Source organism: Planomonospora sp. ID91781 (assembly GCF_015711595.1).
Lineage (GTDB): Bacteria > Actinomycetota > Actinomycetes > Streptosporangiales > Streptosporangiaceae > Planomonospora > Planomonospora parontospora.
This window is the reverse complement of the sequence record NZ_JABTEY010000002.1, coordinates 1,001,759-1,021,414: the sequence shown is the minus strand read 5'-3', so window position 1 is coordinate 1,021,414 and position 19,656 is coordinate 1,001,759. Positions and strand designations below refer to the sequence as shown.

Genomic DNA, 19,656 nt, shown 5'->3' with positions numbered 1-19,656 from the left:
AGCCAGCGGTGAGCAGCGACAGCCCGCGCCAGGACAGTCCGGGTCTGCGGATGGGGCGCCCGTTCGGCGTCCCGGTCTACGTCTCGCCGACCTGGTTCCTGGTGGCGGCGTTCATCACCTTCACCTTCCAGCCCGTCGTGGTGTCGCGCCTGCCGGAGCTGAGCACCGGGCTCTCCTATCTGGTGGCGCTCGCCTTCGCGGTGCTGCTGTACGTCTCGGTCCTGCTGCACGAGCTGGCGCACTGCGTGGTCGCCAAGGCGTACGGCCTGCCGGTCCGCCGCATCACGCTCTACCTGCTGGGCGGCGTCTCGGAGATCGAGCGCGAGCCGGAGACCCCCGGCCGGGAGTTCATGGTCTCCTTCGCCGGGCCGCTGCTCTCGCTGGGCCTCGGCGGCGCGGGTTACGCCCTCGAGCGGTTCCTGGACCCCGGCACCGTGCTGAGCGTCCTGACCTTCCAGCTCTGGTTCGCGAACCTGATCGTCGGAGTCTTCAACCTGCTGCCCGGCCTGCCGCTGGACGGCGGCCGGATGCTCCGCGCCGGAGTGTGGAAGCTCACCCGCAACCCGGGTTCCGGGACGGTCGCGGCGGCCTGGGCCGGCCGCGTGCTGGCCGTGCTGCTGGTGGTCTGGCCCGCGGGCCTGTCGCTGATGAGCGGGCAGGAGCCGAGCTGGAGCATGCTCATCTGGTCGGTCCTGCTGGCCTCCTTCATCTGGTTCGGCGCCACCCAGGCGCTGCGCGGAGCCCGGATGCGGGCCCGCATCCCGAAGGTCAGCGCCCGGGCCCTGGCCAGGCGGGCCGTCCCGGTCACCGCCGACGTGCCGCTGGCCGAGGCGCTGCGCCGGGCGGCGGAGGCGCAGGCCGGCGCCCTGGTCGTGGTGGACCACGAGGGCGGCCCGACCGGGATCGTCAGCGAGGTGGCGGTGGAGGCGACCCCGGAGGCCCGCCGCCCCTGGGTGACGGCCGGCTCGCTGGCGCGCAGCCTGGAGCCGTCCCTGGTGCTGGCCGCCGACCTGGAGGGGGAGCCGCTGATCGAGGCGATGCGCGGCGCCCCCGCCGGGGAGTACCTCCTGGTCGAGCGCGGCGGGGAGATCTTCGGCGTGCTCGCCACCGCGGACGTGAACCGGATGTTCACCGGGGTCTGAGCGCGGGCCGCGGGCGGGCTCCGCCAGTTCCGGCGGGTGAAGGACTGGCCTACCCTGTTCGGACTGCTCACCCTCGTTCCCGAGGGCTGGGTGCTGTACTTTTTACTACGGTCTGGTGCGATCGATGTCATCGGGCCGATTCCAGCGGGCACCTTCTGGACGCACTTCACCGTGGTCTGGGTATGCATGTGGCTGGTGGCGAACGGGCCGATGCGTGTGCCGTTCATCCGGTGGGGTTTCCGGGGAGGGAGAGTTCTGTGACCGACCAGGGCTTCGGGGCGGTGCGTCCGCTGCCGGGCAACGGGCTGGTCGCCCATGTGGGCGGGCTGCTGCTGGTGTGCGACGCGGCCGAGGCCGTCATGGAGGACCTGCTGGGGGCGCTGCGGGAGACCGCCGCCTCGGGCGGTGACGGGCGGGCGCTGGCCCGCCGGGTCGCCCAGGTGCTGGCCGCCATGATGGGCGAGCCCGTGGCGTGCGCCGTGGCCGGGCCCGTGCCCGAGGGCGTGGCCGTGCTGGTCAGCGGCCCGGCGTCGGCGTCGGTCACCGGTTCGGCCGGTGAGGTGCGGCTCGCCGGGCGCGACGCGCTCACCTGGTCCGACCGGCTGGTGCCGGGCCCGGTCACCCGGGTGGAACTGCGCCTGCCCGAGGCGGGCGCGGCGCAGCGCCTCACCCGGCTGGACGGCGGTGTGGTCGTCGGCGGCGGCGTCGAGTGCGACCCGTCGGCGGAGGGCGGGGCGCCGCCGCCCGCGCCGCAGGCCCGCTCCGCCCAGCCGGAGCCGGAGATCCGCACGCCCGCGCCGGCCCCGATGGCGCAGCCTCCGGTGGAGGCGCCCGTCGCGCTCCCCGCCGCGCAGTCCGACTGGTCGCCGTTCTCCTCGGAGCCCTCAGCGCCCGCAGAGCCCTCCGGGCCCGCCGCGGCGCCCATGGCCCCCGCGCACTCCGAGTGGTCCGCCCCGCCGGTCGAGCCCGTGCAGCCCGCGCCGCCGTACCCGATGGGTCCTCCCATGAGCCCGGCGGGCCCGCCGGACCACTACGCGCAGCCTCCCGTGCCGCCGATGGAGCCGCAGGCCCCCGTCCCGCACCCGTGGGACTCCGGGCCGATGCCGGCGGTCCCCGCGCAGGGGCAGGGCCCGCTCTCCGGCCCGGCCTTCACCTCGCAGGAGGACGCGGAGACCGCCCGGGCGAACGGGATGGGCGGCGACCCCCTCGGCCCCGGCGACCTGCGCAACGAGTCGTTCGAGTACGAACTGCCGGTCCCCGGCGGCCCGCCGAGCTCGCCGGACCTCATGCCGCCCGCGGCGGCCGAGCCGGAGTCGCGGCCGCTGGTCCACGGCGTGGACTGCAAGAACGACCACTTCAACGACCCGCGGGTGCCCTACTGCGCGGTCTGCGGCATCGCCCTGGTGCAGCGCACGCTCGTCCCCTACAAGGGGCCGCGCCCGCCGCTGGGCGTGCTCCTGCTGGACGACGGCGTGACGCTCCGCCTCGACGCCGACTACCTGCTCGGCCGCGACCCGGAGCGGGCCCCGGAGGTCGCCGACGGCTCGGTCCGCCCGGCCAAGGTCACCAGCCCGGACGGCTCGGTCTCCCGCCGCCACCTGCGGGTGGCACTGGACGGCTGGGACGTCAACCTGATCGACCTGGGCTCGGTCAACGGCACCCAGATCCAGCCGCCCGGCGACCCGAACTTCTACGACATCCCGCCGAACGAGCCGGTCACGATCATGCCCGGCACGACCGTGCGGATCGGCGTCTCGCGCACCATGCGCTACGAGTCGCACCGCAACCGGTAGGCGCGGCACCCGCTCTCGGTCCTGCGCCGCCGGAGGGGTGACCGGCCGCCTCCACGCCCTGCTCCCCAACGCCCGCGCCGTCCCGGATCCGGGACGGCGCGGGCGTTGACAGCGTGTCCGTGGGGCCGTCTATCATCCGCTCAGGCGCGCAAAACATGAGGAGGGCTCGCCATGGCCGTCGTCGCTCTCGGAGTGCACATCGTGGACGTGCTGGCCCGGCCGGTGGAGTCCATCCCCGCGGGGCAGGACACCCACCTGCTGGAGCAGATCCGCATCACCGCGGCCGGCGCGGCGGCCGGCACCGCCGTCGATCTGGCGAAGCTGGGCGTCCCGGTCGCCTCCGCCGGCGCGGTCGGCGACGACGAGCTGGGCGACTTCCTGCTGATGGTGATGGGGCGGCACGGGGTGGACGTGACCGGGGTCGTCCGCAGGCCCGGTGAGCAGACCGCCGCCTCGATCCTGCCGATCCGCCCGGACGGCGGGCGCCCGTCCTTCCACGTGCCCGGCGCCAACCTGGGCCTGTCGGCGGCCGACCTGGACCCGGAGCGGCTGCGGGCGGCCCGGGTCCTGCACCTGGGCGGCATGGACGTCACCTGGGGCCTGCACGACCCCGCCTTCTTCGCGCTGCTGGACGAGGTGCGGGCGGCGGGGACGGTCGTCACCATGGACCTGCTGTCCAACATGCCCGACCTGGTACTCGGCGCGAAGGCCTTCCTGCCGCACGTCGACTACGTCCTGCCCAACGAGGAGCAGGCGCTGATGATGAGCGGCCGGGGCGGGGCGGACGAGGCCGCCGCCGCGCTGCTGGCCGAGGGGCCGCGCGGGGTGGTGGTCACACTGGGCGGAGAGGGCAGCCTGGTCGCCACCGCCTCGGAGACCGTACGGCTGCCCGCGCTCGACGTCGCGGTGGTCGACACCACCGGCTGCGGTGACGCCTACTGCGCCGGGTTCATCGCGGGACTGGCCGGCGGGCGCGGAGTCCTCGACGCCGCCCGGCTCGGCACCGAGGTCGCCGGCCGGGTCGCCGGCGGCCTGGGCTCCGACGCGGGCCTCGACGACCTCGCCGGCCTCGACCTGCCCCGGTTCTGACGCGGAAGGATGTTCCCTGAGATGTCGATCGACGCGAGACTTCGTGAACGGGCCGCCCGGGTCGTGCCCGGCGGCATGTACGGCCACCTCAACGCCGCCCTGCACGGGTCCGGATACCCGCAGTTCTTCGTGCGCGGCGAGGGCTGCCGCCAGTTCGACGCCGACGGCCGCGAGTACGTCGACCTGATGTGCTCCTGGGGGCCCATCATCCTCGGCCACCGCCACCCGGCCGTGGAGGCCGCCGTGTCGGCCAGGCTCGCCGAGGGCGACTGCCTCAACGGCCCCGGCCCGGTCTACGTGGAGCTCGCCGAGCTGATGGTGGAGACCATCCCGCAGGCCGACTGGGTGATGTTCTCCAAGAACGGCACCGACGCCACCACCCAGGCCCTGATGGTCGCCCGCGCGGCCACCGGCCGGGCCAAGGTCCTCGTCGCCCACGGCTCCTACCACGGAGCCGACCCCTGGTGCACGCCGAGCACGGCGGGCACCACCCCCGCCGACCGGGCCGACCTGGTCGAGTACACCTACAACGACCTGGCCAGCGCCGAGGCCGCCGCGGCCCGGGCCGAGGGGCCGGCCGGCTCCGACGTCGCCGCGATCATCGTCACGCCGTTCAAGCACGACTCCTTCGAGGACCAGGAGCTCGCCGCGCCGGAGTTCGCCCGCGGGCTGCGGGCGCTGGCCGACCGGCTCGGCGCCGCCCTGGTCATCGACGACGTGCGCGGCGGCTGGCGGCTGGACCTCGGAGGCTCCTGGGAGCCCCTGGGCGTCCGGCCCGACCTGTACGCCTTCAGCAAGGCCATGGCCAACGGCCACCCGATCGCGGCCGTCACCGGGGTGGACGCCCTGCGCGACGCCGCCCAGACGATCTACTCCACCGGCTCGTTCTGGTTCAACGCCGCCCCGATGGCCGCCGCGAAGGCGACGATCGAGACCCTGCACGCCGTGGACGGCGTCGCGCTCATGGAGCGGGCCGGCACCCGGCTGCGGGAAGGGCTGGCCGCGCAGGCCGCCGCCCACGGCTTCACGGTCAACCAGACCGGTCCGGTCCAGATCCCGTGGCTCTCCTTCGCAGGCGACGCGACCCTGGAGAAGGGCATGTTCTGGTCCTCGGCCTGTCTGGAGGAGGGCGTCTACCTCCACCCCTGGCACAACTGGTTCGTCTCGGCCGCCCACACCGACGCCGACATCGACCGGGCCCTGCAGGGCACCGACGCGGCGTTCGCCAGGCTCAGGGCCAGGTTCGGCGCGGACTGACCGCCGGTCCCGGAAGGAGCCCCGCCGGGCCGGGCGGCGCCTCCCCGCGGCGGCGCCCGGCCGGAGGTCAGCCCTCCAGCACGCGAGCCTGCGCCGCCGCCTCCCGGCCGGAGGGGAACCGGGCGAACGCGTGCACCGAACGGAGCATCCGGGTGGCGGCCTCGAATCCCTGGGCCGCCTCCAGCGCGCGCCCGGCGGCGGTCGCGAAGCGGACCAGCAGGTCCTCGTCCCGGTGGTCGAAGCGCCGCCCGGCCACCCACAGGTACGCCTGGCCGCGGGAGGCCAGGGGCACCGGGACGGCCAGGAACCCGGGCTGTCCCGTCCGCTCCTCCCGGGGCAGCCGCAGCGGGTCGGAGCAGGCCGCCAGAGTCGTGAGCACCGTGCCGTCGCGCAACCACCGCAGGACCGCCAGCGGATCACCGGGCGGCGCGTGCATGTGGACCGGCCGGGCGTTCTCCGCCACCGGGCCGACCTCGACCAGGCCGGCGTAACCGGCCGAGCACACCGCCGCCGCGGCCGCCACCACCTGTTCGACGAGGTGGTCGGCGCCGGGTCCGGCGAAGGTCTCGATCAGGCCGCGCAGGCGGTCTCCGGACCCGCCGTCCGGGAGGACGGAGCCGGAGGCCGGCCCGATCTGCTGGATGGTGCTCATCCCTTTCCCCTCTCTTCGTGGAGCCGGGTGCCCGCGCCGAGGTGGCGGGCGGGGTAGCGATTCGGAGTATTACCTCCAGAACCCTGCTTGACCAGCCCTCGGTGTCTCATATGGGGTGAATGGGACGGGCGAATCCCCGGTGTCGCCAGGGGAGCGGGTGAAACCCGGTGGTCGCGAGGGGACCGCCGGAGGACTACCGGGGACTACCGGGGACGCAGCCGGTACCACTGGAGGTCGTCGTGGCGGCTGCCGTCCGGGGCGGGCAGCAGCCCGTGCAGCAGGGCCTCCCGCGCGAAGCCCGCCTTCTCCAGCACCCGCTGCGAGGCGGTGTTGTCCAGCGCGGTGCCCGCCACGACGCGGGCCACCGGGGTGTGCGCGAAGGCCCAGCCGACCAGCAGCTCCACCGCGCGCGGGGCGAACCCCCGGCCGCGGAACTCCGGCAGCATGCTGTAGCCGACCATGGCCTGGCCCAGCGGCGGGACGATGTTGCCGAGCTGGACGTGCCCGGCGAACGCGCCGTCGGCGGCGTCGCGGATCGCGGCCTCCACCCGGGTGCCCGCGAGCCAGTGCATGCCCGCGTCGCGGCAGAACGCCTCGCTCTCCTCCGGGTCGAGGGGCTCCGGCGGGACGCTGCGCGCCACGGTGTCGGGCAGGTTCCGCAGCGCGTGGTAGTCGTCGGCGTCCTCGGCGGTCAGCGGCGTCAGCCGTACCGTGCCGTCGGTCAGCGACCCGCCGGGGAAGGGCGGCAGGTACGGGGAGGTCCGCTCGCCGGAGTCGGTGCTCAGCCGGGCGAACGACACCAGGTCGCCGCGGGTGCCGTCGCGCCGGGGCTCGGCCGCGCGCTGGACGCCCTCGCGCCGGAACCCGGAGGCGAGCGCCACCCGCTGGCTGGCCAGGTTCTCCACGTCGGCCAGGAGCTCCATGCGGCCCACCCCGCGGGCGAAGGCCCACTCGGTCAGCGCCCTGGTGGCGGCCGTGGCCACGCCGCGGCCCCGGGCCCAGGGCGCGATCAGGTAGCCGATCTCGCCGTTGCCGCGCGGGTCGAGCGCCTTGAGGCCGATGTTGCCCAGCCACTCGCCCGTGGCGGGGTCGGCGACGGCGAAGGAGGCGCCGCCCGCCTCCCAGAGCCGTTCGGCCAGATTGAGGTACTGGACGGCGTCGTCCCTGCCGTACGGGACGGGCACGGTGGGGATGAACCGTATGATCTCGGGGTCGGCGCAGGCGCGGACCATCGGCTCGACGTCGGAGCCGGCGAGCCCGCGCAGGACGACGGGCCCGGCGGGGATCACGTCTCGGGTGAACACCCTCCAGTGCTATCAGGTGGCGGCGGAGGGGGGCCAATCCGCTCCGCCGGCGGGCCAAGGACCGGAACCGGCCACGGCTCGCGCGCCGATACCCTTGCGGGCATGGGTTTTCGCAGGCATGGGCCGTTTCAGGCCGGGGATCAGGTTCAGCTCACCGACCCCAAGAACAAGCGCCACACGGTGACGCTGAAGGAGGACGGGGTCTTCCACACGCACAAGGGGTTCATCCCGCACAGTGACCTGATCGGGCAGCCCGAGGGCTCGGTGGTCCGCTCCTCCGGCGGCACGCAGTACCTCGCCTTCCGCCACCTGCTGTCGGATTACACGCTCTCCATGCCGCGCGGCGCGGCGGTCATCTACCCCAAGGACTCCGCGCAGATCGTCGCGATGGCCGACGTGTTCCCGGGCGCCCGCGTGGTCGAGGCGGGCGTCGGCTCCGGCGCCCTGACCTGCTTCCTGCTGCGCGCCGTCGGCCCGGAGGGGAAGGTCACCTCCTACGAGCGCCGCGAGGACTTCGCCGAGGTCGCCACGAAGAACGTGGAGAAGTTCTACGGCGGGCCGATGGACCAGTGGCGCCTGGTCGTGGGCGACTTCGTGGGCTCACTCGACGAGAGCGACGTCGACCGGGTCATCCTGGACATGCTCGCCCCGTGGGAGTGCGTGGACGCGGCCGCCAAGGCCCTCACGCCGGGCGGTGTGATCTGCTGCTACGTGGCGACGACCACCCAGCTCTCCCGCACGGTCGAAACTTTGCGGGAACATGGAAGTTTCACCGAGCCCCATGCGTGGGAGACCCTGGTTCGCGACTGGCACGTCGAAGGGCTCGCCGTACGGCCCGACCACCGGATGGTCGGCCACACCGGCTTCCTCGTCACGGCCCGTCGCATGGCGGACGGGGTGACACCACCACCCCGGCGCAGGCGTCCGGCGAAGGGGGCATATGGCGAGGAGTCCACGACCACACCGTGACCCTCACCGCGATCCTCACTGTGACCTTCGTTGCGAGCCCCTCCGAGACGCCCTCCGCGGCTCTCGGCGTGATCTCCGCCACATGACGATTAGGCCACGACGGACGTCGGGCATGACACGGGAACAGAGTGTCGTGTTCTTATGCTGACAGTGCTAAACGCGATATAAGGGATTAATCACTGCGCACTTAATGTAGTCATACGAATACCGCCCGGCCAGGTAACGGACAGCCCCCAGATGGGTAGGGTCTTGAGTAGTCGGTCTCGACTGGGAAGGAGGTGACGGCGTGGCAGCTCGCGACGACGCTGAGGCTCGAGCCGCGCAGCGCGAACGGGAGGTCGCCGACCTCACAACACAGGTCGCCTTCCTGCAGGAGGAGATCACCGCGCTGCGTCGGAAGCTGACGGAGTCTCCCCGGCAGGCCAGGGTCCTCGAAGAGCATCTCCACGAGGCACAGGCGAAACTAGCGGCCGTCACCGGCCACAACGAGCGTCTGGTCGCGACCATCAAGGAAGCCAGGGACCAGATCGTCGCGCTCAAGGAGGAGGTCGACCGGCTGGCGCAGCCGCCGTCCGGGTTCGGCGTCTTCCTGGAGGCCAGGGACGACGGCACGGTGGAGGTCTTCACCGGCGGGCGCAAGCTCCGCGTGAACGTCAGCCCGGCGGTGGACGCCGAGCAGCTGAAGCGCGGCCAGGAGGTCATGCTCAACGAGGCGCTCAACGTCGTCGAGGCCCTGGGCTTCGAGGACGTCGGCGAGATCGTGATGCTCAAGGAGCTCCTGGAGGACGGCCAGCGCGCGCTGGTCATCTCGCACGCCGACGAGGAGCGGGTGGTGAAGCTGGCCGAGTCGCTGCTCGACCAGCCGATCCGGGCCGGCGACTCCCTGCTGCTGGAGCCGCGCTCGGGCTACGTCTACGAGCGCATCCCCAAGTCCGAGGTCGAGGAGCTCGTCCTGGAGGAGGTGCCCGACATCTCCTACGAGGAGATCGGCGGGCTCATGCGGCAGATCGAGCAGATCCGGGACGCGATCGAGCTGCCCTACCTGCACGCCGACCTCTTCCGCGAGCACAAGCTCCGCCCGCCCAAGGGCGTGCTGCTGTACGGCCCGCCCGGCTGCGGCAAGACGCTCATCGCCAAGGCCGTCGCCAACTCCCTCGCCAAGCAGGTGGCGGAGAAGACCGGCCAGTCCGGCAAGAGCTTCTTCCTCAACATCAAGGGTCCCGAGCTTCTCAACAAGTACGTCGGCGAGACCGAGCGGCACATCCGCCTGGTCTTCCAGCGGGCCCGCGAGAAGGCCTCCGAGGGCACCCCGGTGATCGTGTTCTTCGACGAGATGGACTCGATCTTCCGGACCCGCGGCTCGGGCGTCTCCTCCGACGTCGAGAACACGATCGTCCCCCAGCTCCTCTCCGAGATCGACGGAGTCGAGGGCCTGGAGAACGTCATCGTCATCGGCGCCTCCAACCGCGAGGACATGATCGACCCGGCGATCCTGCGGCCCGGCCGCCTGGACGTCAAGATCAAGATCGAGCGGCCGGACGCCGAGGCGGCCAAGGACATCTTCTCGAAGTACCTCACGGCGGAGCTCCCGCTCCACCCCGAGGACCTCGCCGAGCACGGCGACAGCCGGGAGGGCACCATCGCGGGCATGATCCAGCGGGTGGTCGAGCGGATGTACACCGAGAGCGAGGAGAACCGCTTCCTGGAGGTCACCTACGCCAACGGTGACAAGGAGGTCCTGTACTTCAAGGACTTCAACTCAGGCGCGATGATCCAGAACATCGTCGACCGGGCCAAGAAGATGGCGATCAAGCAGTTCCTCGACTCCGGTCAGAAGGGCCTGCGGATCAGCCACCTGCTGGCCGCCTGCGTGGACGAGTTCTCCGAGAACGAGGACCTGCCCAACACCACCAACCCCGACGACTGGGCCCGCATCTCCGGAAAGAAGGGCGAGCGGATCGTCTACATCCGCACCCTGGTCTCCGGAAAGCAGGGCACCGAGGCCGGCCGGTCCATCGACACGGTGGCCAACACCGGTCAGTACCTCTAACCGGCACCCGCGGACGGCGCGGCTCCCCACCCCGGGGGCCGCGCCGTTCCGCGTCCGGCCGCCTGCCCGGGTCCCTCTTCTCGCAATCGTCACAGAAGCAAAACCCGCCCCGGGGAACCCAAAGGAGTGATCTACCGTCCAAGGGGCGTGCGTGAACATTCCGGACCGGTCGTCCGTTGACCGGAGCGGGGTCCCGCGAAGCGGCACGGGGAAGCGGCCGCCTCGCCGAGCTGGACCTCCTGCGTTTCGTCGCCGCCTTGGCGGTGCTGGCCTTCCACTACTTCATCGCGTTCCGCTCGGTGTGGGGGGAGACGCCGGCCGAGCTCTTCCCGGCGATCTCCACGGTCTCCGGGCTCGGCATCCTGGGCGTCGAGCTGTTCTTCATGATCAGCGGATTCGTCATCCTGATGAGCATCTGGGGCCGCGGACTCGGCGCGTTCGCGCTCTCCCGGTTCGTGCGGCTCTACCCGGCCTACTGGATCAGCGTCGGCGTCACCGCCGCACTGTACGGCCTGACCGCCGCCGAGGCGCTGGACCCCAAGCTGGAGGCGGGGGAGTACCTGGCGAACCTGACCATGCTCCAGCGCCTGTTCGAGGTCCAGGACGCCACCGGCGTCTACTGGTCGCTCTGGGTCGAGCTCCGCTTCTACCTGCTCATCTCCGTGCTGGTGGTCTTCGGGGCGACGCTGGGCCGCTGCCTGGTCTTCATGGGCGTCTGGCTGGCCGCCGCGGGCCTCTCCGCTTTCACGGGCGTCGAGAACCACTGGGTCGACCTGATCGTGATGCCCAAGTACGCGGCCTACTTCGTCGGCGGCATGTCCTTCTACCTCATGACCCGTTACGGCCCCCGCCTCGTCCTGTGGTGCACGGCCGGCATCAGCGGCGGCCTGGCCGTCGACGCCGCACTGAACCGCGTGCACGGCCGGATCGACCTGGTCGGCTACGCCGCGATGCCCGTGCCCGACTGGGCGATCGTCGCCACCGTGGTGGCCTTCTACGCGCTCATGGCCATGGTGGCGCTGGGCTGGCTGGGGTGGCTGCGCTGGCGCGGCCTGGTCGTCCTGGGTGCGATCACCTACCCGGTCTACCTGTTCCACACCGCGGGGGCCGTCCTGATCGTCCCCGCGCTGCACGACACGCTGCCGCCCTGGCTGACCGCCCTGGTCACGGTCCTGGCCACGATGGCCTTCTCCTACGCCGTCTACCGGGTGGCCGAGCGGCCCGTCCAGGAGTTCGTGAAGGCACGCCGGCGGCGCCGTACCGCCGGCCCCCTCCCGGTCCCCGCCGAACCCTCGCCGGAGGTGCCGCCGCTGGACCGGAAGGCCTCGGTGCCATAACTGTCCAAGCACTGGGCATAGTGAAGGGTCTAGGCTCGGGGATATATACGGCGGACAAGACAGCCCCGGATGAACAGAGGGTGCGCATGACGGTACGGCGGGTGATGGGCATCGAGACCGAGTACGGCATCTCCGTGCCCGGACAGCCGGGGGCCAACGCGATGGTGACCTCCTCCCAGGTCGTCAACGCCTATCTGGCCGCCTCGGCGGCCCGGGCGCGGCGGGCGCGGTGGGACTTCGAGGAGGAGAACCCCCTGCGCGACGCGCGGGGTTTCGACCTCGCCAGGGAGGTGGCCGACGCGAGCCAGCTCACCGACGAGGACCTCGGGCTGGCCAACGTGATCCTCACCAACGGAGCGCGGCTGTACGTCGACCACGCCCATCCCGAATACTCCACGCCGGAGTGCACCAACCCCAGGGCCGCGGTGCTCTGGGACAAGGCGGGTGAGCGGGTCATGCACGACGCCGCCCTGCGCGCCTCGGCGATCCCGACCAACGCGCCGATCCAGCTCTACAAGAACAACACCGACAACAAGGGCGCCTCCTACGGCTGCCACGAGAACTACCTGATGCGGCGGGCCACGCCGTTCGCCGACATCGTCAGGCACCTGACCCCGTTCTTCGTCTCCCGGCAGGTGGTCACCGGCGCCGGCCGCGTCGGCATCGGCCAGGACTCGCGCGGCGAGGGCTTCCAGATCAGCCAGCGGGCCGACTTCTTCGAGGTCGAGGTCGGCCTGGAGACCACGCTCAAGCGGCCGATCATCAACACCCGCGACGAGCCGCACGCCGACCCGGAGAAGTACCGGCGCCTGCACGTCATCATCGGCGACGCCAACATGTCGGAGATCTCCACCTACCTGAAGCTGGGCTCCACCGCGCTGGTCCTCGCCATGATCGAGGACGGCTACTTCACGCGCGACCTCGCCGTGGAGAACCCCGTCCAGGCGCTGCGCGCGGTCTCCCACGACCCCACGCTGAAGTACGAGATCAAGATGCGCGACGGCCGGAGGCTGACGGCCGTCCAGCTCCAGATGGAATACCTCGAGCTGGCCAGAAAGTACGCCGAGACCCGCAGCGGCAACGGCATGGACGAGCCCACCAAGGACGTCCTGGACCGCTGGGAGTCCGTGCTGACCCGCCTGGCCGAGGACCCGATGCAGCTGTCCGGGGAGCTCGACTGGGTCGCCAAGCTGGAGCTCCTGGAGGGCTACCGGACCCGCGACGGGCTGCCCTGGTCGCACCCGCGCCTGCAGCTCGTCGACCTGCAGTACTCCGACATCCGCCCCGACCGGGGCCTGTACAACCGCCTGGTCGCCCGGGGCCGGATGCAGCGGCTGGTGACCGAGGAGGAGGTGCAGCGCGCCGTCGAGGTGCCGCCCAGCGACACCCGCGCCTACTTCCGCGGCCGCTGCCTGAGCCAGTACAGCGAGGCGGTCGCCGCCGCCTCCTGGGACTCGGTCATCTTCGACATCCCCGGCCGCGAGTCCCTGCAGCGCGTCCCGACCCTGGAGCCGCTGCGCGGCACCAAGGCCCACGTGGGCGAGCTGTTCGACCGCTGCCGCACCGCCGCCGAGCTGGTCACCGCCCTCACCGGCGAGAAGTGAGGAACCGGAGCCGGAGGACGACCGCACGCGACCGCCCCGGGGCCTCGAGGTCACGGGGCGGTTCCGCGTACCCGGATGTGCGCCCGGACGCGGACGCGGGCGCCGCGCAGATCCGCCCCGCCCGGCGAGGGGCGTGATCTTACGAGATTGACGGGAGCGGCGGCCCCGGGATACGTTCCGGGTGTTTTGTGGCGGCGCGGGGGAAATCCGGTGAGATTCCGGTGCGGTCGCGCCACTGTAACCGGCCCTGTGGGGACGGAAGCCAGGTCACCCGGCCGCCACCGACCTACGAAAAGGGACGCGCAATCCCTGAAGGAGGTGCCCGTGAGCCGGATTCCGCCACGCCTCGACACCGGCGACGGCACGGGCCGCGTCCCCGGAGGACGAACCACTCGACGAGCGGGGACCGCGCCGCGCCGGCCTGCGGCTGCTGCCCAGGCTGGAACGGCCCGGCCGCCGTGCGGGCGCCCGGACGGCGGCGCCTGCGGACGGCCGAGGCGCTCGGCCTGCGGACCGGGCCCGGCCCGCTCCTCGCCGACCGGGACCACGGCCGCCGACGCGGCATGACGCCCGCCGAGGCCGGGACTGCCGGACCGCGGAGCTCGCCGCCCGGCTCACCGACCCGGCGGAGGCGCCCCACGGGGGCGAATCCGTGCTCGGCTTCCCCCGCCGGGTGGCCGGTCGGCTCTCCGCGGCGACGCCGGGCAGAACCGTCGCCGTCACCCGCTCCGCCCGACCCACCCGCGTGACTCACCCCGAGGAGATGCCGACGGTGCGCGACTCGCACTACCCCTTCACCGCGATCGTGGGCCTGGAGGACCTCAAACTCGCCCTGGTCCTCAACGCCGTCTCCCCGCGCGTCGGCGGCGTGCTGGTCCGGGGGGAGAAGGGCACCGCCAAGTCCACGATCGTGCGGGCGCTGGCCGCGCTGCTGCCGCCCGTCGAGGTCGTGCGCGGCTGCCGCTTCTCCTGCGACCCAGCCGCCCCCGACCCCCGCTGCCCCGACGGGCCCCACGATTCCCGTGGGCCGTCCGGGCCGGAGCCCGATGCGGCGGCCGTCCGCCCCGGTCCTCACCGGTCGTCAGGGCCGGAGCCGGGCGATGCGGCGGTCCGCCCCGCCCGGCTGGTGGAGCTGCCCGTCGGCGCCGCCGAGGACCGCCTCGCCGGCTCCCTCGACCTCGAACGCGCCCTCACCGAGGGAGTGAAGGCCTTCGAACCGGGCCTGCTGGCCGCCGCCCACCGCGGCGTGCTCTACGTCGACGAGGTCAACCTGCTCCACGACCACCTGGTCGACCTGCTCCTCGACGCGGCCGCGCTCGGCACCTGCTACGTCGAGCGCGAGGGCGTGTCGGTACGGCACGCCGCCCGCTTCCTGCTGGTGGGGACCATGAACCCCGAGGAGGGCGAGCTGCGCCCGCAGCTCCTCGACCGGTTCGGCCTCACCGTCGAGGTCAGGGCGTCGCGGGAGGTGGACGAGCGGGCCGAGGTGGTGCGCCGCCGCCTGGCCTACGACGCGGACCCGGAGGCCTTCGCCGCGGCCTGGACCGGGCAGGAGGCGGCCCTGGCCGCGCGGATCGCCGAGGCGCGGGCCCGGGTCGCCCGGGTGGCGCTGCCGGACTCCGCGCTGCGGCGGATCGCCGCCGTCTGCGCGGGCTTCGAGGTGGACGGCCTGCGCGCCGACCTCGTCACGGCGAGCGCCGCCATCGCGCACGCCGCCTGGCAGGGCCGTACCGAGGTCACCGCGGCCGACGTCCGCGAGGCGGCCCGGCTCGCTCTCCCGCACCGTCGCCGCCGCGACCCCTTCGACGCACCCGGCCTGGACGAGTCCAGGCTCGACGACCTCCTCGACGCGATCTCCGACGACGAACCGGACGGCGGACCCGGCGACGGGCCTGATGGCGGACCGGGCGGGGGGCCGGGCGGCGGACCTGCCGACGAACCGGACGGCGGCGCAGGAGGGGGCGGCCGGGACTCCGGCGGTCCCGACGGCTCCGGACCCTCCGGCGGGGCGGACGGGAGCCGGGCCTCCGGTCCCGGCGCGGACGGAGCACCGTCCGGCGGCGCGTCCGCGGACCCGCCCGGCGGGCCCGACTGCGGCACCCCGCCGCCCGGCGGACCCGGCACGCCGCGGTCCGGTACGGCGGACCCCGGCCCGGCGGCCGGGTCCTCCTCCGGAGCGGGGAGCGGCGACGCGGCACCGGAGCAGGTGGCCGAGGCCGGCCCGGCCCGCAGGGCCCGGCTGTTCACCGTGCCCGGCGTCGGAGCCGGAGCACCGGGACGGCGGTCGCGGGCCAGGACGCCCCTCGGGCGGACCACCGGTGCCCGCGCCCCCGAGGGGCGCCCCGCCTCCCTCCACCTGCCGGCGACCGTCCTGGCCGCCGCGCCGTACCAGCGGGAGCGCGGCCGGACCGGTCCGGGCCTGCTGGTGCGCCGCGGCGACCTGCGCGAGGCCGTACGGGAGGGCCGCGAGGGCAACCTGGTGCTGTTCGCCGTCGACGCCAGCGGCTCCATGGCCGCCCGCCGCCGGATGCAGGCGGTCAAGGCGGTCGTGCTCGGACTGCTGCTCGACGCCTACCAGCGCCGCGACAAGGTCGGCCTGATCACCTTCCGGGGCGCCCGCGCGGACCTCGTCCTGCCGCCCACCTCCTCCGTCGAGGCGGGCGCGGCCCGGCTGCGCGAACTCCCCACCGGCGGGCGCACCCCGCTGGCCGCCGGGCTCGTCCGGGCGGCCGAGGTGCTCCGCGTCGAACGGCTCCGCGACCCGGCCAGGCGGCCGCTGCTGATCCTGGTGACCGACGGCCGGGCCACCTCCGGCACGCTGGAGCAGGCCCACCGCGCGGCGGCGCTGCTGGCGGGGACGGCCGCGGTGGTGGTGGACTGCGAGGACGGGTACGTCCGGCTCGGTCTGGCCCGGTCGCTGGCCGCCAGGATGGGCGCCGAGACCGTGCGCCTGGACGATCTGGCCGACCTCACCGACCTGGTCCGCCGGCGGCGGACCGCCGCCTGAGCCCGGCCGCGAGCCGCAGACGGCCAGAGGCGTCCAGAGACGGCCAGAGGCTCCAGAGGAGGCCGCGGACGGCCACGGACACGGCCTCCGGACGTGACCACTCCGGACGTGACCACTCCGGACGTGACCACTCCGGACGTGACCACTCCGGACGTGACCACATAGAAGTCGACCTGCAGAAAGGCGTGACATGCCACAGGGCAGACCTGCCAGCGTGCCCGACGACGGCCTGACCACCCGGCAGCGCCGTACCCGGCCGCTGCTGATCGTGCACACCGGACCCGGCAAGGGCAAGTCCACCGCGGCCTTCGGCCTGGCCCTGCGCGCCTGGAACCAGGGCTGGCCGATCGGGGTGTTCCAGTTCGTCAAGTCCGCCAAGTGGCGCATCGGCGAGGAGCGGGCGCTGCGGGTCCTCGGCGACTCCGGCGAGGGCGGGCCGGTCTCCTGGCACAAGATGGGGGAGGGCTGGTCCTGGATCCAGCGTCCCGGCAGCGAGGCCGACCACGCCGCCGACGCCCGCGAGGGCTGGGAGCAGATCAAACGCGACCTGGCCGCGGAGACCTTCCGCCTCTACGTGCTGGACGAGTTCACCTATCCGATCAAGTGGGGCTGGATCGACGTCGAGGACGTGCTGGCCGCCCTGGCGGGCCGCCCCGGCAGCCAGCACGTCGTCATCACCGGCCGCGACGCCGACCCGCGCCTGGTCGACGCCGCCGACCTCGTCACCGAGATGGGCAAGGTCAAACACCCCATGGACGCGGGGCAGAAGGGGCAGAAGGGCATCGAATGGTGACCGCGGTCCGGGCGGCCGGCCGTACCGGGGCGGGGCGGGCATGAGCGTTCCCGCGCCCAGGCTGGTGATCGCCGCCCCCGCCTCCGGGGCCGGGAAGACCACCGTCGCCACCGGCCTCATGGCCGCGCTGACCCGCCGCGGCCTGGCGGTCTCCCCGCACAAGGTCGGACCCGACTACATCGACCCCGGCTACCACGCCCTGGCCACCGGCAGGCCCGGTCGCAACCTCGACCCGTGGCTGGTCGGGGAGGAACTCGTCGTGCCGCTGTTCCTGCACGGCGCCGCGGGGGCCGGCGTCGCGGTGATCGAGGGGGTGATGGGCCTCTACGACGGCGCGGGGTCCGGTGAGTTCGCCTCCACCGCGCACGTCGCGCGCCTGCTGGACGCCCCGGTCGTCCTCGTCGTCGACGCGGCCCGGCAGAGCAGGTCCGTGGCCGCGCTGGTGCACGGCTTCGCCTCCTACGACACCCGGCTCAGGTTCGGCGGGGTGATCCTCAACCGGGTCGGCTCGGAACGGCACGAGAGCCTGCTGCGCGAGGCCCTCGCCGAGAGCGGCGTCCCGGTCCTCGGCGCGATCCGCCGCAGCGACGCCGTCGCCGTGCCCTCCCGCCACCTCGGCCTCGTCACCGCGGCCGAGCACGGCTCCGGGGCGGCCGGGGCGATGGACGCCGCCGAGGCGCTCGTCGCGGGCTCCTGCGACCTGGACGCGCTCGTACGGCTCGCGCGCACCGCCCCGCCGCTGCCCGGCGACCCGTGGAGCCCGGACCTCGCCGTGCGCGCCGCCGCACTCACCGGCGCGTCTGCAGCGGCCACCCGTACATCCGCCGCGGTCACCGGCGCGTCCGCCGCACCGGCCGGCGCGCCCCCCGTGCGCTCCGGCGCGTCCACCGCCGCGCGGGGCGTGCCGGACCCGCGGGGCGTGCCGCAGCTGCCGGAGGGCGTCCGGATCGCCGTCGCCGGGGGCAGGGCCTTCACCTTCGGATACACCGAGCAGGCCGAACTGCTGGCCGCGGCCGGGGCAGAGCTCGCCGTGTTCGACCCGCTCACCGACGAGGACCTGCCCGAGGGCAGCCGGGGCGTCGTCATCGGCGGAGGCTTCCCCGAGGTCTACGCCGACGAGCTGTCCGCCAACGAGCCGCTCCGCCGGCGGATCGCCGCGTTCGGCGGGCCGATCGCCGCCGAGTGCGCGGGCCTGCTCTACCTCGCGCGGTCGCTGGACGGCAGGCCCATGTGCGGGGTCGTCGGCGCCGAGGCCGGGATGACCGGCAGGCTCACCCTCGGCTACCGCGACGCGGTCGCCGTCCGCGACTCGGTGCTGACCAGGGAGGGCGAGCGCTACCGGGGGCACGAGTTCCACCGCACCGCCGTCGAGCCCGCCCCGGACCGCCCGCTGTTCCGCTGGCGGGGAGGAGCCGACGGGTTCGCCGACGGCCGGGTCACCGCCTCCTACCTGCACCTGCACTGGGCAGGCCACCCCCACCTGGCCGCACGGTTCGCCGCGGAGTGCGCCCGGCCGGAGGACCGCGCGGCCGTCCGCCGAGCCGGCTGACCTCCGGGACGGGCCCGTCCCGGGGGTCCGGGGGTCGGCCGAATCCCGGACCGGGACCGTCCGGGCTACCTCGCGAACGAGTCGGGAGGCAGCCGCGCGGCCGGGAGACGGGGCGGATCCACCGCCACCCCCTCCATCCGGAGGATCGCCGAGAGCAGGCGCGCGGCGTGGTCGGCGGTGATCCGGTCCGAGGGGTCCCGCCGGAGCAGCCCTTCCAGCACCCGGCGGAGTGGGCCCGCCTTCACCGGCGGATCGGGGTCGCGGTTGACGGCCTCGCCCAGCACCGCCAGGGAGTCCGAGCCCGGGTACGGCGGGCGGCCCTCCACCGCGAAGTACAGGCTCGCGCCGAACGACCACAGGTCGGCCGCGGGGCTCGCGGTGAGGCCGCGGAGCCGCTCGGGCGCGACGTAGGCCGGCGCGCAGTGCAGCGGCACCGTGGTCGACGCGCTCGGATCCCCGTTCAGCGCCGCGATGCCGAAGTCCGCCAGCACCACCCGGTCACCCGTCAGCAGGATGTTCCCGGGGTTGATGTCCCGGTGCAGCACCCCCGCCCCGTGCGCGTGCCGCAGCCCTCCCAGCAGCTGGAAACCGATCCACGCCGTCCAGTGCACGGGCAGGTGGCCCAGGTGGGCCACCGTCTCCTTGAGGGTCAGCGCCTCCAGCAGCTCCATCACGATCCAGAGCCGCCCGCCCTCCTCCAGCAGGTCGTGCACCGCGACCACCGCCGGGTGGCTCAGCCGCGCGGCCGAGCGGGCCTCGCGCATCGCCCGCCGCCGTGCGCCGTCCAGGTCCGCGCCGTCCGCGCGGAACAGCGGCTGAATCTCCTTGATCGCCACGTCGCGGCGGAGCCGCAGGTCGTGGGCGCGCCAGATGATGCCCGGACCGTCCCGCCCGGTCGGCGAGATCAGTTGATAGCGATCCCCCAGCGGTCGCCGCTTTCCCGTTCCCATGGACCACCTGCTGCACGTAGAAACCGGGCCCCTCCGTGCATCGATGTTTTCATCTGGAACGGTGCATGACCGGGTGACGACATGTATCGCATATAACGATTAAGTTGCACGAATGGCATGGAATGCCATTCGTGCCTTTTTCCGATTTCGGTGCTGACCG

General features: G+C 73.6%; 14 protein-coding genes and 1 riboswitch. Of the genes, 11 read left to right on the top strand and 3 right to left on the bottom strand.

What is annotated here, in order from left to right:
- Positions 1-50 precede the first annotated feature (50 nt).
- The 4 genes from HS048_RS23865 (at position 51) to HS048_RS23850 (ending at position 5,281) form a co-directional block, all read left to right on the top strand.
- On the top strand, positions 51-1,142 hold the full coding sequence (locus HS048_RS23865) for a site-2 protease family protein (RefSeq protein WP_084008609.1): 1,092 nt from the start codon (positions 51-53) through the stop codon (positions 1,140-1,142).
- Positions 1,143-1,399: 257 nt separating this feature from the next.
- On the top strand, positions 1,400-2,935 hold the full coding sequence (locus HS048_RS38255) for an FHA domain-containing protein (protein WP_196468732.1): 1,536 nt from the start codon (positions 1,400-1,402) through the stop codon (positions 2,933-2,935).
- 171 nt (positions 2,936-3,106) lie between these two features.
- Positions 3,107-4,024, top strand: a complete 918-nt coding sequence (locus HS048_RS23855) for a carbohydrate kinase family protein (RefSeq protein ID WP_196468731.1) — start codon at positions 3,107-3,109, stop codon at positions 4,022-4,024.
- 21 nt (positions 4,025-4,045) lie between these two features.
- Positions 4,046-5,281: an aminotransferase class III-fold pyridoxal phosphate-dependent enzyme gene (locus HS048_RS23850; RefSeq protein ID WP_196468730.1), complete on the top strand. Its 1,236-nt coding sequence runs from the start codon at positions 4,046-4,048 to the stop codon at positions 5,279-5,281.
- Between the two features lie 67 nt (positions 5,282-5,348).
- Here HS048_RS23850 and HS048_RS23845 read toward each other — a convergent pair whose 3' ends face one another.
- Together HS048_RS23845 and HS048_RS23840 are read right to left on the bottom strand one after the other, a co-directional pair.
- Complete coding sequence (locus HS048_RS23845) at positions 5,349-5,933, bottom strand: hypothetical protein (protein WP_068899381.1); 585 nt, start codon at positions 5,931-5,933, stop codon at positions 5,349-5,351.
- 203 nt (positions 5,934-6,136) lie between these two features.
- Positions 6,137-7,237 (bottom strand): GNAT family N-acetyltransferase, encoded by a 1,101-nt coding sequence (locus HS048_RS23840; RefSeq protein ID WP_307832613.1) that lies wholly within the window; start codon positions 7,235-7,237, stop codon positions 6,137-6,139.
- A 102-nt stretch (positions 7,238-7,339) separates the two neighbouring features.
- On the opposite strand from HS048_RS23840, the gene HS048_RS23835 reads away from it, so the two are divergent.
- The 7 genes from HS048_RS23835 to HS048_RS23805 all read left to right on the top strand — a co-directional run bounded on the left by HS048_RS23835 (position 7,340) and on the right by HS048_RS23805 (position 18,546).
- Positions 7,340-8,206 carry a tRNA (adenine-N1)-methyltransferase gene (locus HS048_RS23835; protein WP_068899385.1) on the top strand — a complete coding sequence of 289 codons (867 nt, stop codon included), beginning with the start codon at positions 7,340-7,342 and terminating at the stop codon, positions 8,204-8,206.
- A gap of 286 nt (positions 8,207-8,492) precedes the next feature.
- Positions 8,493-10,256, top strand: coding sequence for a proteasome ATPase (gene arc, locus HS048_RS23830; protein WP_068899386.1), 1,764 nt, complete (start codon positions 8,493-8,495; stop codon positions 10,254-10,256).
- Positions 10,257-10,432: 176 nt separating this feature from the next.
- Positions 10,433-11,593 (top strand): acyltransferase, encoded by a 1,161-nt coding sequence (locus tag HS048_RS23825; protein WP_196468729.1) that lies wholly within the window; start codon positions 10,433-10,435, stop codon positions 11,591-11,593.
- Positions 11,594-11,679: 86 nt separating this feature from the next.
- Positions 11,680-13,197 carry a depupylase/deamidase Dop gene (gene dop, locus HS048_RS23820; protein ID WP_068899390.1) on the top strand — a complete coding sequence of 506 codons (1,518 nt, stop codon included), beginning with the start codon at positions 11,680-11,682 and terminating at the stop codon, positions 13,195-13,197.
- A gap of 144 nt (positions 13,198-13,341) precedes the next feature.
- A riboswitch (cobalamin riboswitch) is annotated at positions 13,342-13,491 on the top strand.
- Between the two features lie 469 nt (positions 13,492-13,960).
- Entirely contained in the window at positions 13,961-16,204 is a 2,244-nt protein-coding gene (locus tag HS048_RS23815; protein WP_196468728.1) for a VWA domain-containing protein, read from the top strand.
- A gap of 190 nt (positions 16,205-16,394) precedes the next feature.
- The gene (gene cobO / locus HS048_RS23810; protein WP_068899392.1) at positions 16,395-16,997 is read left to right on the top strand and encodes a cob(I)yrinic acid a,c-diamide adenosyltransferase; all 603 of its coding nucleotides are present in this window, start codon (positions 16,395-16,397) and stop codon (positions 16,995-16,997) included.
- Between the two features lie 40 nt (positions 16,998-17,037).
- Positions 17,038-18,546, top strand: coding sequence for a cobyrinate a,c-diamide synthase (locus HS048_RS23805; protein WP_230881858.1), 1,509 nt, complete (start codon positions 17,038-17,040; stop codon positions 18,544-18,546).
- Between the two features lie 65 nt (positions 18,547-18,611).
- Here HS048_RS23805 and HS048_RS23800 read toward each other — a convergent pair whose 3' ends face one another.
- Positions 18,612-19,496 carry a serine/threonine-protein kinase gene (locus HS048_RS23800; RefSeq protein WP_068899396.1) on the bottom strand — a complete coding sequence of 295 codons (885 nt, stop codon included), beginning with the start codon at positions 19,494-19,496 and terminating at the stop codon, positions 18,612-18,614.
- Positions 19,497-19,656 lie beyond the last annotated feature (160 nt).